Origin of the sequence: Sphingobacterium sp. UBA6317 (assembly GCF_002440385.1) — a bacterium.
GTDB lineage: Bacteria > Bacteroidota > Bacteroidia > Sphingobacteriales > Sphingobacteriaceae > Sphingobacterium > Sphingobacterium multivorum.
In genome coordinates this window covers 1-13,941 of the sequence record NZ_DJTD01000008.1, presented here as the reverse complement: position 1 = coordinate 13,941, position 13,941 = coordinate 1, and the positions used below count along the sequence as shown (strand labels likewise).

The following is a 13,941-nucleotide window of genomic DNA, read 5'->3' as shown; positions in this document are numbered from 1 at the left end:
ATGGATCAAAAAATGTTCTTTTTTAAAAAACTCGTTAAAATGAACAGATCTAAAAACACCAAAGAAACGCATGTTGGCATGCTTGTTCTTATCATCGCAGCCATTCCAAACCCAAATCCACGGGAGCCAAGCCCAGACTTATCCGAAGCTCAACAAGAGGGCACTTCCAAAGAAGATAGAGATCCCAATACCAATCAATCGGGTATTAAAGATGATCGTACCCATGACAGGGAGGAAGCGCAAGCCGAGCAGAAAGAAAAAGATGATGAAGATAAACCTGATCTTTCGGGTGATATCAATGTCTAGATAGGGCCACATCTTCTGCTAGCTGTATAGGTGTTGCGCCGACCTTAAAATAGCAAGATTGCTCAGCTAACACTGGAAGAAGCTTCCCATTTTTAATTTTTTTGTGGTGGAAAGAAAAATAGTTTTGGATTTATTTTGAAATAGATCCAAACCGCCTTTCCCATTTTAATCAATTCTTTTGATGGAAGGTTCCTCGAGCGAAACGCTAACAGTAAGGAAAGGGAAAAGCTGACCATAAAATTAAAGAATCCTATGATACCAATCCCTAAAATGCCCCAAATCCATATATCAGTAGATAGCTCCATCCCATGACCAAATAGTCCCAATGCCAGATTCCCACTGGCGAATGTAATGTGCCTTATATCTAGATTTAAACCTAAAAAAAGTCCAACGGAAGCTGTCGTTCCCATAAAGATCCCAAACCAAATATTGGATACGATACCAGCCCATTTTTTTTCATAAAACGAAGCTAGTTTGTTTGTTTTTGCCTGGCCGAATATTTTTTTCAATAGGGGATGTTCTTGAATGCGGTAGTACACAGAGTTGTGTTTGTCTCGGTTTGAAATACTGCCGGCAATAATCCCGGAAAGAAATAGAAAAATACCGGCGATAGACGCATGCAAGATCAGCGGTGTTTTTATTGGATTAAGATCATTGACCAGATGTAACCACTTGGCGCTCGCAATATTGACCTGAAACAATTGTTGAATTACCCAGACAAGAAAAAGGCTCATCGGAAAAGCCATCACAACATTACCAATAAAGGCAATAAACTGAGACCGAAATAATCGGGCAAACAATTCAGCAAATTTCCAATAACGATGTTTGCTGTCCCCCTGTTCGGAAATCCCTTGCTCAATAGCGTTCACCAATGCAGAAGCTGTCATCGCAGGCTGTTTGGTTGCCAAAGTTGCACCAAGAAGATAAATAAACGTAAAGCCAATCGCATAATTCATGCTGTAAAGAAATGCATGACCAAATTCACTGCTGTGTATCTTACCTAACAATAATTTAACGATGCACATAACGCCGACAATGAGGCCTCCTCCACAGGCTGAACGGAACATTTTCCAATATTCCTGTTTACTTGAGGTAATATAATGCTCACCGGTCTGCGCAGTATGATGCGTAATTTCGTAGGCCAAGAGCTGTGTACTCTGTCCAACCAATTTGCGAATATTGCTTTTCCGGGAATTATAACCAATAAGTGTAGTGCCCAGCGCAATCGTCTTTTGCCTCTTTTCATCTGCATGATCGATGACTAAAAACGACAAGATTTCTCGGATCCTTTCCAGTTGTTGCCGCATACGTAAGAGCGATTGATTCACTTTGATGGAAATTCCAAAACGATGTGAATTATCGAAAGCCGTTTCAATATACGATTCGCATTGCTTATGAAGTACCAAGATTTGTTTATAAGAAAGATCATCCGAGGAAATAAACTTATATTCTGATTGTAAAATACGATCATTCAATTCGGTAAACTCCCGCATAATAGCAATAAATGGGCTATCAAAATTTTGAAACTCGGGTACCATCTTGTTTACGTCTGTTTCCATTGCACGCCCGGTAATACGTTGAACCAACAGTTCCAACCCATACAATATTTCGGTCATTCCAAAACCCGTTTTGTCATCGTAAATCGTTTCAAATTGACATACACGAAACAGCTCATCGAACTGATGTTGCGGAATCGCGGCAACCCAGTCCGCATCCCCAGGTTTGTAAAAAACCTGATTTAACAGATATTGTAAAGTAGACTTAGGTGGTTGAAAAGGCAAATACCGCTCGGTGATTCTTTTTTTTAGTTCATAAAAAAAATCTGCGTAACTAATTATACCGGTATCAGAAATCAATTGATCAAAATCTTTTTCAGCCAAGACTCTTTTGAGATAAAGTTGAAAACATTGGAGTTCTTCGGGTGCTGCTGTAAGAAAGCCCAATAAAAATTGAATATCAACCTGATAAAGTACATGAACATGCTTTGGCCGGATGATGTCCACGAGTAAAACCAAAAAATCAACGTTTACATAAGCAGGATCCCTTAATTCACCTTTAAATCGTCCAAACAAACTTTTTACCTGCTGCTCTTTATCCTGTTCTTTTCTCATAAATTATAAAATCCCTACTCTAGATACCAAATTTGCATACATTTTGTTTTCCTACTCACAAAGATTGGCTCGCTGAATTGTGTCAAATAGCCACTTGAATCAATGATTTTGGTCATTTAGCTTCCACTTGAAGTTTTATACTTTTACAGGTAAGAAATTATAAATCAACGATTAACTTGATATAAGAGACGAAAATGAAAAATAACAATAAAATGAAGCCTGCAAAATTATGTTACGAACATATCGGCGGAAAACTCGGCCAACTTTTACTAGAGGCTCTGATTGTAAAAGGCTGGTTAGCAAAAGCAGATCCTAGTGATAAAAATTTCTATATTACTGAATTTGGAGCATCTCAATTGACGGCATTTGGTATTGACCTATCGCAAATTAAATCCTGAACAAAATGAGTTTAATATTGGATTACGACAATTTCTTTCTACCCGTAGAAAATCTCGAGAAGGCAAAGGAATTTTATGGAAATCTACTTGGCCTAGAAACTAAATTCGATTTTTCGGATAAGGGAATGACGGCTTTCAAGATAGGTGACAATGAACCTGCAATCATTCTTAGTACATTACAACATACCAAACCGACGATTTGGTTTACCGTTGCCGATGTCAAGACAACATATGAACGGCTTAAGGAAAAAGGGATCGTATTTTTAAGCGAGCCATTTGAGATCATGACAGGTTTAGCAGTTGAATTTAACGATCCATCCGGAAACAAACTTGGAATAACAGATTATTCCAAATCAAATAAAGTGTAAAGTTCGGAGGTACCCGCTGAAGCAATGTGTAGTTTAGTGTAATATATCGTATCTTGCTATCCAATTTTAAACCAAACATCAATGTTATGCGAAGAATCCTTTACTCCATATTAGCTACCGGCCTTATTTTTGCAGGATGCGCAGGAATGAAAAGCCAGGGAGATAATACTGGCTGGAAATCATTATTTGACGGAAAAGACATCAATGATTGGTTTGTTAAAATTCATCATCATGATGTCGGTGTGAACTACGGAAATACGTTTAGAGTCGAAGATGGAATAATTAAGGTCAGATATGATCAGTATGATGATTTTAATGATCAATTTGGCCATTTATATTATAAAACACCCTTTTCTTATTATCATTTAAAGTTTGAATATCGATTTGTAGGCGCGCTCCATAAAGGTGCCCCCTCCTATACGCTTCGTAACAGCGGCGTGATGTTTCATTCGCAGGACCCCAGAACAATGTTGAAGGAACAGGACTGGCCTATTTCTGTCGAAATGCAACTTTTAGGAGGATTGAGCGATGGTCAACCCCGTCCTACAGGAAATATGTGTTCCCCTGGAACCAATGTGGTCTATCAGGGCAAAATAGCTTCCTCACATTGTTTAAATTCTACTTCGAAGACCTATGATGGTGATCAATGGGTTAAAGGGGAATTGATTGTATTGGGAGATTCGTTAATCAAACACATCATTAACGGAGATACCGTACTAGAATATTCAAAACCTCAGATTGGAGGTGGAACGGCCAATGGGTATGACCCCAAAATGAAGATCGACGGTAAGTTGCTCTGCAGCGGATTTATCGCTTTACAGAGTGAAGGTCAACCCGTAGATTTTAAGAATATATGGATTAAGGAGCTGCCTACACCAAATAAATAAGGAGCTAAAAGAAGGTGTAATTAATAATCTCAAATTGTCATAAGGAACTTAAACAGTTACTGTTCTCGTGGTGCATAGCGCGCAAAAAAGAAATTGTCTAATGGCGAAAGCTCAACAATGATTTAGTATTTTTAAAATAATAAACACTTAAAACAAAGATGGTAACATCAGATTTAACTATGGACAAAATAACAAAAGAAGATATTATCGAAGCTGAGAACCAGCTTTTTGCGGCTCAGCTAGCAAGTGATGTAGATGCTCTTGACCTCCTTCTGTACGATAGTCTGGTAGCAATTGCGCCAGACGGCCAAATGCTAACAAAAGAAATGGATCTAAATGCGCATAGGTCAAAGGCAATGGTTATTGAACAAGCCGCAACAGAAATCAATGCGATCAAGCTCGTGGGAGATACCGCACTTTCAGTCGTTACGATGACGGCCAAAGGTCAGGTTATGGGGGCACCACTCGAAGGAAAATTCCGGTATTTTAGAACCTGGAAACGCATTGACAACTCATTAAAGGTTATTGGGGCAAGTTTTATGCAATTACCCTCATAAATAATTGGTAATAACTAATTAAAAAAAGAATATGTTAGCACTTGTCTGCATTACAAAAATTAAAAAACGTGCTTTTTTTGTAGCTTGTATTTTTTCTTGTTTTCTTATCTCTTGTCGAAATATTGGCCAACCCGTCAATAAACAAAAATCGGGTTCCTATTTTATTGATTCGAAAGGGCAGATCGCTTATTGTCAGAATGGAAATTGGTTTAGCTTGGGTATTTCACAAATGCAGGCTGATGCCAAATCGTTTGAAGTCCTGTCAGAAGATATCGCCAAAGATAAAAATGCGGTCTATTTTCGTGGGATGCCCCAAAAACTTGTAGACAAAAGTTCCTTTTATGTTGACCAGCAGATTCCAAAAGATCGTTTTCACGTTTATTATATCGATCAGGTCCTGGGCTTCCATATTATCGAAGGCGCAGATCCGAAGACATATGAGCCGGTTGCGGGTCATATAAACTGGGCACGCGACAAGGATCATTACTTCTATTCGAATGATCCCATAAAAGTCGACAGGAACACCTTTTCGTTCATCAACGATTACTTTCTAAAGGATAAAGACTCCGTATATATTTCACCTAATATCGGTACTTTTAAGGCAATTTTAGCCAATACTGGAAACGTTGAAGCGATTAACAAATATTACATAAAAATTTATGACACGATTTATTATCCGCCATTTCAACAGGGGTTAGCTGTTGTAAAGAGGCCATTTAACACCATTCACAAAATTCGTGTGCTTGATCAGGACCATATCAATATCGACAATAAAACTATCCTATTCAGAGGAAAAGATTTTAAATATGCGCATGTTGATGCCCCCTCTTTTAAATTATATCCTATTGATGAAGAAATTGACTCTTACGGAAGCAACTCCTATTCAAAAGACAAAAGTCACGTGTTCTATAATCAGGAAATAATCCCAGGTGCCGATGTAAAAACATTTATACCCTTGGGCAATGATTTTGGAAAAGACACAAAAAATGTGTTTTATAAAAACCAGTTGCTTGAAGAAGTAGATGCAAGAAGCTTTAAGAAGGAAGGCGATTTTTATAAGGACAAACTTGGCAATAAGTTTAGTAGCCTTACAGGAAAAAAGGTATAAAATCCATCATGGAAGCAATTAGTCAGACATTAAGCGCTATACATCAAACAACATTCTCTTCCTTCCTTGGGTTCGCCACAATCCGACCAATATAACAATTTCTTTTTCCATTACTTACAAATTTGTTAGTAACACACAAATAGCTGCTTGACACCCAGAAGCAAGTATTTGCCTTTACATTTGCTCGTATAATTAATCATACACAACAGTTTTTATTTATGAAAAAATACGCATATATAGGCGCTTTGGGTTTTCTCGCAGTAATCACAACAGAGTTTGGCATTATTGGCATCTTACCGCAACTAGCCGATCATTATCATATCAGTATCGATAAAGCAGGTTATTTATTGAGTGCTTTTGCTTTGATCATTGCGATAACTGGGCCATTTATGACATTACTGGCTTCGGGATTCGACCGCAAGAAAGTCATGTTAACTGCCATCGCTATTTTCTTAGTCACAGCGATTGTCTCTTCATTATCCCCTCCTTTTTGGTTACTGCTTATTGTAAGAATTCTTCCGGCCTTTCTCCAACCTGTCTATATTGCAACAGCATTGTCTGTCGCCATTTTAAAAGGGGGGAAACAAAATGAAAATGAACTTATGAGTATTGTTTTCAGTGGTGTTGCGATAGCCATGGTAACAACCGTCCCCTTCGCCACCTACATTGCCAGTCTTTCTTCTTGGACATATTCTTTCACAATACAGGCAGTTGTCAGTATAATCGCGCTATTAGCGATCTATCTTACCATTCCTCCGTTGCCCGTGAAAGAAAAAAAAACCTATGGAAGTCAAATGAAAATATTAACCAAGCCCATCTTTTTGGTCAGCACCGCCATGAATTTCTTTATGGTATCAGCTTGGTTTTCTACCTATAGTTACTTAGCCGAGTATTTAAACAAAGCAAAGAATATGGACAGTACCATGGTTAGTTATATGTTATTTGTATTTGGTATTATCGGAGTCATTGCTAACTGGGTTGCAGGGAAAATGCTCAACCGAAATATTACGTTTACCACGGCCTTTTTCTTATCGGGTACACTTATTATCCCCTTACTACTGTATTTTTCCGATGGCAATCTATTCGCCACGGTTTGTACGATTGCCTTGTGGGGATTTCTTTATTCTCCTAGCTTCTTAAACGCATCTACCTATATGATTTCCTCTGCACCCGAGGCGCTAGAATTTGCCAATAGTCTAGCGACTTCATTTGGCAATCTTGGGGTAACCTTGGGAACTACCGTAGGTGGCTGGATTATCGTTTCGAAAGGTGTAGAATTTTCGCCATGGCTTACGATGGGCTTTGGTTTTCTTGCTTTTTTGATGATCGCCCTACGACAGTTTCTAGAAAAACGTAGCGCAATAAAGCAAATAACGGTCGCGCAGTGTACATCGCAATAATATATTTTGCCCGTATCGTAAATAGCGAATGCACGGTCAATTTAGATCTAGTTAGCGTGAATAATCATTCCAGCGCGAACTAGATCTAACGCTTTCTCCTTAAAGACCATCGATAAGATACCAGCTCAGAATAATACCTATGACAAAAATTAACACAGCCACAATCGTGATGCTATTTGAAGTTTGAGTAAAGTTTTCCGCTTCAATTTGTTTGTTCGTTTTACGATATTTAAAGAAAGCGACAATAACTGTCAATGCACCTATGACTACAATGGAAACGCCAACAGCGCCAGAATGTTCATGCTGTGAGCCTGCAACTACATCTTTTTTTAAAATGAGCTCAATCTGACGAATAAATAATGAAAATTTAACAACTACAAAACCGAATCCCATAATCCCTAGGCTCGTCCGGATCCAAGCAAGGAAAGTTCGTTCATTAGCAAGATGGTCATTTACCTTTTGGGGGGTATTTTTAGTCATTCGAAATAAATTTTGATCAACAAATACGTTAAAAGAATTGTAAAATTTATACTTAGCCTTAAGCAACCTGTTATGGCTGTGACTATGCTTTAGCACATATCGTTCACAGGTTAGTCAATTTTTTAAGGTTCAGCAATCATTTTGTTTGTTTTTCAATAAAACGCTGCAGAACGTTGAAAAGTTTGATTAATATTTTAATGATATTTTTTATAGCTTTGTTTAGGATGAAAAAGCTGCTGGCTATATGCTTCTTGACGATTTACATCGCGTCGGCAACCGAAATTTCACAATTATTGAGATTTCCGTTGTTGATTGAGCATTATTTTGAGCACAAAGTAAAAAATCCAAGCCTCTCTGTCGTCGATTTTCTGAACGTACACTACAGTGGGTACCACCTAGAGAATCACCCACATGACGATGACTATGAGAAAGATCAAAAACTTCCTTTTATGATGCATACAACCTCATACAACGCTGTTTTTGTGTGCCCCCAAATTGCTGCTATCAAAATTAAAAATAGATCCTTACCCGAAAAAAATAACAATACCGCTGTTTGGAATGATCAGTTTATAGAGGATACATTCATAACTTCCATTTGGCAGCCGCCCAAATTCTGTTAATACATCATACTTCTTATTATTTCGGTTGAAGACTTCCACCCGACCATAACTTTCACGTCAGTAAAAGTTTAAGTTTTGTCATGTCACAATTGCATCCTTTTTTATCGCTGCGATTCTACGCTTGGCTGAAGTCTTCCGCTATTATTTTACGATTTAACAGAATCTATTTATTATGCTTACGAAAATCATTGAGTTCTCTGTAAAGAACAAACTCATTGTAGCACTACTGATGTTGGCATTAATCGGGATAGGCACATATCAGGTGACCAAACTTCCTATTGATGCTGTACCTGATATTACCAACAATCAGGTGCAGGTCATCACTATTGCCCCTTCTTTTGGTGCAACGGATATTGAACGATTAATCACCTTTCCAATCGAACAGGCCAACAGTAATATTTCTGGATTACAGGAAATCCGGAGTTTTTCGCGATTTGGGCTATCCCTTGTAACCATTGTCTTCGATGACAACATTGATGTCTATTGGGCCCGGCAACAAGTCGCTGAACGTCTGCAACAGGTACAGCAAGAAATTCCTCCAGGCATAGGTTCTCCCCAGCTGGGCCCTATTTCTACAGGTCTTGGAGAAATTTATCAATATGTCGTTCGACCCCAGCCGGGATACGAGCACAAGTATAATGTAACCGAACTGCGTACTATCCAAGATTGGATTGTCAGAAGGCAGCTGCTAGGCGTCAAAGGCGTAGCTGAAGTCAGTAGTTTCGGAGGAAAGCTGAAACAATATGAGATCGCTGTCAGCCCTGACAGACTCAATGCCTATGGGATTACAATCAACGATGTCTTTGACGCACTAAATGCCAATAACCAAAACACCGGCGGCGCATACATTGAGAAAGGACCAACAGTCCTTTATATCCGAAGCGAAGGACTGGTCGGCAACATTGACGACATCCAAAATATTGCGATTGCGGGTAAGCAAAACGACCTACCGATTTTCATTCGGGACATTGCTCAAGTACAACCTGGCTATGCAACCCGCTATGGCGCGATGACCTACAACGACAATGGTGAAGTTGCTGGAGCCGTCGTGATGATGCTAAAAGGCGCCAATAGCAGCCAAGTCATTGCAGATGTAAAGGCCAAAGTAGAGGAAATCCGAAAAACATTGCCTAAAGGTGTCCTTATTGAACCTTTTCTTGATCGTACCAAAATGGTCAATAATGCCATCAGTACGGTGCAGACAAATCTCTTGGAAGGAGCATTAATTGTCGTCTTTGTACTAGTACTCTTCCTAGGCAATATACGGGCTGGATTGCTCGTGGCCTCCGTCATTCCCTTAGCCATGCTATTTGCAATCTGCATGATGAACCTCTTTGGAGTGAGTGGTAACCTGATGAGTCTCGGTGCACTCGATTTCGGATTAATCATTGATGGGGCTGTCATTATTGTCGAGTCTGTGCTGCATCAGCTTATGCAGCAGCAACGATTCAAAGAATTGCTCAAGGTGCCCGCTTCTGAAATGGATGATATGGTGACAGAATCAGCCGGTCGTATGATGAACAGTGCTGTTTTTGGACAGATCATTATCCTGATCGTTTACCTCCCCATCTTAACATTGGAAGGAATCGAAGGTAAAATGTTCAAACCCATGGCCGAAACAGTTGCATTTGCTTTATTAGGCGCGTTCCTTTTATCGCTCACCTATATACCGATGATGAGTTCAATATTACTTCGTGCGAGAAATAGCAAACCTTCTCTTTCGGATCGGCTGATGAAAAGACTTGAAAAATTTTATGTCCATGTATTACTCAAAGTACTCCGACTTCCAAAGACTATTCTTGCATTGGTTATCTCGCTTTTTATACTTGCCGTAGTTACACTAAGTCACCTCGGCGGGGAATTTATTCCTTCACTTGAAGAAGGAGATTTTGCAGTCGACACGCGGGTTCTTCCGGGCAGTAACCTGACTACGACAATTGAAAGCACTCAAAAGGCTGCCCATATTCTGAAAAGCAGATTTCCTGAGGTCGAAAAAGTAGTCACCAAAATTGGCAGCGGCGAGGTGCCAACCGATCCTATGCCAATGGAAGCATCAGACATGATGGTTATCCTAAAAGACAAAAAAGAATGGTCTTCGGCCCATACATTTCCAGAACTTGCTTCAAAAATGAGTATGGCCTTGACGGATGTACCCGGTATTACGGCCGGCTTTCAGTACCCCGTCCAAATGCGGTTCAACGAACTGATGACGGGGGCGCGGCAGGATGTTGTCCTCAAAATATTTGGAGACAACCTCGATTCTCTGGCCTTACATGCACAGCAAATAGGTAAAATCATTGAAACGGTCCAAGGAGCCCAAAATCTCTACGTCGAACCTATTGGCGGACTTCCACAAGTCGTCATAACCTATAACCGTCCAATGATCGCCCAGCATCGACTCTCCATTACTGACGTAAATAGAACCATAAATGCTGCTTTTGCTGGACAGAGTACAGGTCTGGTATTCGAAGGAGAGAAACGCTTTGACATGGTCGTCCGCCTAGCCGCCAAGGACCGAAAGAATATTACCGATATCCGTAACCTTTTAATCCCCACGCCTACGGGCAACCAAATTCCACTTTCCCAATTGGCACGTGTGGCCATTGAGCAAGGGCCAAATCAGATCCAACGTGAAAACGCACAACGCCGGATTGTCGTCGGATTTAATATCAAAGACCGCGACGTACAAAGTATCGTCCATGAACTACAAGCTAAAATTGATAAGGAAATCAAACTTCCAACAGGATACTCCATCAAATATGGCGGTTCTTTTGAAAATCTCAATAATGCCAAACAACGCCTCCTGATTGCTGTCCCTATTGCTTTAGCCTTAATCTTTATACTTCTATTCCTTGCGTTTAAATCTGTTAAAGAAAGTTTATTGATCTATAGTGCTATCCCATTATCGATTATAGGTGGGGTTTTCCTGTTGGCACTAAGGGGAATGCCTTTTAGTATCAGTGCCGGGGTTGGATTTATAGCCTTATTTGGCGTGGCTGTCCTCAATGGTATCGTATTGATCTCCGAATTTAACAGGCTTCAAAAAAGTGGCATCCGCAATATTGTACGCATTGTTGTCGATGGCGGAGAAAATCGTTTGCGCCCCGTTTTGATGACCGCATCGGTTGCCTCACTGGGCTTTATCCCCATGGCACTGAGCAATGGCGCTGGAGCTGAGGTACAACGCCCATTGGCAACTGTTGTCATTGGTGGCCTGCTTATAGCAACGTTATTAACATTATTCGTTCTCCCTTTGCTTTATGTAACTATAGAACGGGGATTTAAACTCAATAAATTAAAAGGACGACATGTTGCACCTCTTTTGATTGCATTTATTTTTTTAACAACAAACAATTCAACAGCACAGACTGTTGTTACTTTGGATCAATCTATTGAACTCGCTCTCCAAAACAACCATAACATAAAAATTGAAAAACTAAGAGCTGCCTATGCCAAAGCGCTAATAGGGTCATCCACTGCCGATATTCCGCAGATGGATATCAGTTTGGATTATGGCCAGATCAATAGCGCCTATCAGGATACAAAGGTCAGTATCAGTCAACGTTTTGGTTTTCCTGCGGTCTACAAAAGGCAACGGGCCCGCTATACCGAAGAATGGAAAAGAAGTCAACTACAAGTCTCTCTCAAAGAGTTTGAGCTTAAAAAGGCTGTCAGTCTTACCTATTACAACATACTGTATTGGCAACAAAAGGAACAGCTTTTGACTAAAGCACTGTCATTGTATAGCAGCTTTCTCGACAAAACCATTCTACGTCAAAAAGCAGGTGAAAGTGATGCCCTTGAAAGTGTAACCGCGAAGAATCAAAAAGCAGCTATCACGATCCAATTAAGACAGGTACGTGATGAGATAAAGGTACTTCAATTGCAATTCCAGTGGCTGCTAAATACGGAAGAGACCTACACCCTAAGTTCTATGGAAAAGATCGAATTTCGTCAGTTATCAATAACCGATCATCCTTTGCTCAAGGTATTGGAACAAGAAAAAATAGTCTCGGAACAAGCAACAAGGGTTGAAAAATCTAAATTGCTCCCCGAGTTGCTATTAGGCTATAATCTAAATAGTTTTAAAGGTACCGGTCCAGATAACAGGACCTACGACGCAAGTCCGCGATTCCATTCTGTACAGTTAGGTGTTGCCGTACCGTTATTTTCCAAAGGACAGAGAGCTCGGATCGAGACTGCACGTCTAGCGGAAACCATCGCCAGCGACGAATTGCAAAATGCACAATTTGAGCTTAAAAAAAGAGTACAAGAGCTTTCTCAACGCTATCAGACCAGTCTTGATATTGTCGATCAATATGAAACCGAAGGACTCAAGAATGCTGAAATCGTCTTTGAAACCGTACAGAAAAAATTCTCAAACGGCGCCATAGATTATCTCGAATTTGTCACTTTGGTCAACCAAGCAATCCTACTGAAAAGTAATTATACGGATGCGTTGTGGCAGCTCAATGAAAATGCCATTCTGCTTCATTACATTATGATAAATCGATAAAAATGAAAACGAAAAATCTTTTATCCCACTATATGGTTTATGTGTTGGCTGTACTCTGTATTTCCTGCCATCGAAATACGGAAAGTGCAGCCTCCACGCCACCAGGCCCAAAAGACGAAAACCTGGTTTCCCTAACAGATGCCCAGTTGCGAAATGTGCATTTAGAAATAGTAACGCTTGCGGACGAACCGATAACCAACATCTTAAAAGTCAATGGAAAAATAGATGTTCCGCCTCAAAACTTCGTGTCGGTAAGTATTCCTTTAGGAGGATACTTAAAAAGTACCAAGCTGCTTCCTGGTATGAAGGTTTCAAAAGGAGATGTTATAGCAGTTGTGGAAAATCCACAGTTTGTGCAGCTTCAGCAAGATTATCTCTCGGCCCAATCAAAGTTACATTTTGCCCAGCTTGACTTCAGACGTCAAAAGGAACTCAACCAGAATCAGGCGAGTAGCGATAAAGTAATGCAGCAAGCTCAGGCCGAAATGAACAGTCAACAGATTATAATGAATGCCATTGCAAAACAGCTAGAGCTCATACATATTCAGCCCAGTACAGTTTCTGCTGAAAATATTCGAAAAAGTGCTCCCGTATACAGCACTATAGATGGCTATGTGAGCAAGGTTAATGTCAACATCGGGAAATATGTGAATCCTTCAGATATCCTCTTCGAATTGATCAATCCAACGGATATCCATCTGAACCTCAAAGTCTATGAAAAGGATCTTGAACAGCTTCGCCCTGGACAGCTTCTATTGGCGTACTCCAATGCTAACCCAAGTAAAAAGTACAATGGAAAAATCCATTTGATCGGCAAAGATGTCGATCCCTCCGGCATGACAGATGTGCATTGTCATTTGGACAAATATGATCAGAATATGATACCTGGTGTATACATGAATGCTGAAATACAAACAACGGCTACGTTGGGGCACGCTCTGCCTGAAGAAAGTATCGTAGACTTTGAAGGAAAAAATTATGTATTCATATCGGAAGGAAACAGCGATTATCGCCTGGCGGAAATAGCAGTTGAGGAGCCTCAAAAAGGACTAGTGAAGGTATTGAATTACCGCGATTTTGAAGGGAAGAAAATCGTTAGCAAAAATGCCTACACGCTCCTAATGCAACTAAAGAACACATCAGAAGAATAAAACATACGTCATTGGAGAAAGAGGCTGTCTCAAAAAGGC

General features: G+C 40.0%; 12 protein-coding genes. 10 read left to right on the top strand and 2 right to left on the bottom strand.

From position 1 onward, the window contains the following. Positions 1-39: 39 nt before the first annotated feature. Entirely contained in the window at positions 40-306 is a 267-nt protein-coding gene (locus B3E92_RS01805; protein ID WP_286895106.1) for a hypothetical protein, read from the top strand. Positions 307-398: 92 nt separating this feature from the next. On the opposite strand, the gene B3E92_RS01800 is transcribed toward B3E92_RS01805, so the two are convergent. Beyond that, the gene (locus B3E92_RS01800; protein ID WP_070566846.1) at positions 399-2,417 is read right to left on the bottom strand and encodes a recombinase; all 2,019 of its coding nucleotides are present in this window, start codon (positions 2,415-2,417) and stop codon (positions 399-401) included. Positions 2,418-2,611: 194 nt separating this feature from the next. Here B3E92_RS01800 and B3E92_RS01795 point away from each other — a divergent pair, with 194 nt between their 5' ends. The 6 genes from B3E92_RS01795 (at position 2,612) to B3E92_RS01770 (ending at position 7,135) form a co-directional block, all read left to right on the top strand. Continuing rightward, positions 2,612-2,815, top strand: coding sequence for a hypothetical protein (locus B3E92_RS01795; RefSeq protein ID WP_046675125.1), 204 nt, complete (start codon positions 2,612-2,614; stop codon positions 2,813-2,815). A gap of 5 nt (positions 2,816-2,820) precedes the next feature. After that, positions 2,821-3,183 carry a VOC family protein gene (locus B3E92_RS01790; protein WP_286895105.1) on the top strand — a complete coding sequence of 121 codons (363 nt, stop codon included), beginning with the start codon at positions 2,821-2,823 and terminating at the stop codon, positions 3,181-3,183. An 86-nt stretch (positions 3,184-3,269) separates the two neighbouring features. Further along, positions 3,270-4,070, top strand: coding sequence for a 3-keto-disaccharide hydrolase (locus B3E92_RS01785; protein WP_286895104.1), 801 nt, complete (start codon positions 3,270-3,272; stop codon positions 4,068-4,070). Positions 4,071-4,249: 179 nt separating this feature from the next. After that, positions 4,250-4,627 carry a nuclear transport factor 2 family protein gene (locus tag B3E92_RS01780; RefSeq protein WP_083296000.1) on the top strand — a complete coding sequence of 126 codons (378 nt, stop codon included), beginning with the start codon at positions 4,250-4,252 and terminating at the stop codon, positions 4,625-4,627. 31 nt (positions 4,628-4,658) lie between these two features. Beyond that, the gene (locus tag B3E92_RS01775) at positions 4,659-5,735 is read left to right on the top strand and encodes a DKNYY domain-containing protein (protein ID WP_286767065.1); all 1,077 of its coding nucleotides are present in this window, start codon (positions 4,659-4,661) and stop codon (positions 5,733-5,735) included. 218 nt (positions 5,736-5,953) lie between these two features. Beyond that, the gene (locus tag B3E92_RS01770; RefSeq protein ID WP_286895103.1) at positions 5,954-7,135 is read left to right on the top strand and encodes an MFS transporter; all 1,182 of its coding nucleotides are present in this window, start codon (positions 5,954-5,956) and stop codon (positions 7,133-7,135) included. Positions 7,136-7,234: 99 nt separating this feature from the next. Here the strand turns inward: B3E92_RS01770 and B3E92_RS01765 are convergent, their stop codons facing one another. After that, positions 7,235-7,615 carry a YidH family protein gene (locus B3E92_RS01765; RefSeq protein WP_046675113.1) on the bottom strand — a complete coding sequence of 127 codons (381 nt, stop codon included), beginning with the start codon at positions 7,613-7,615 and terminating at the stop codon, positions 7,235-7,237. Between the two features lie 224 nt (positions 7,616-7,839). Between B3E92_RS01765 and B3E92_RS01760 the strand changes: the two genes are divergently transcribed. The 3 genes from B3E92_RS01760 (at position 7,840) to B3E92_RS01750 (ending at position 13,902) form a co-directional block, all read left to right on the top strand. Beyond that, the gene (locus B3E92_RS01760) at positions 7,840-8,235 is read left to right on the top strand and encodes a hypothetical protein (RefSeq protein WP_046675112.1); all 396 of its coding nucleotides are present in this window, start codon (positions 7,840-7,842) and stop codon (positions 8,233-8,235) included. Between the two features lie 172 nt (positions 8,236-8,407). Next, on the top strand, positions 8,408-12,751 hold the full coding sequence (locus B3E92_RS01755) for a CusA/CzcA family heavy metal efflux RND transporter (protein WP_286895102.1): 4,344 nt from the start codon (positions 8,408-8,410) through the stop codon (positions 12,749-12,751). 2 nt (positions 12,752-12,753) lie between these two features. After that, on the top strand, positions 12,754-13,902 hold the full coding sequence (locus B3E92_RS01750; RefSeq protein ID WP_286895101.1) for an efflux RND transporter periplasmic adaptor subunit: 1,149 nt from the start codon (positions 12,754-12,756) through the stop codon (positions 13,900-13,902). The last annotated feature ends 39 nt before the right edge of the window (positions 13,903-13,941 follow it).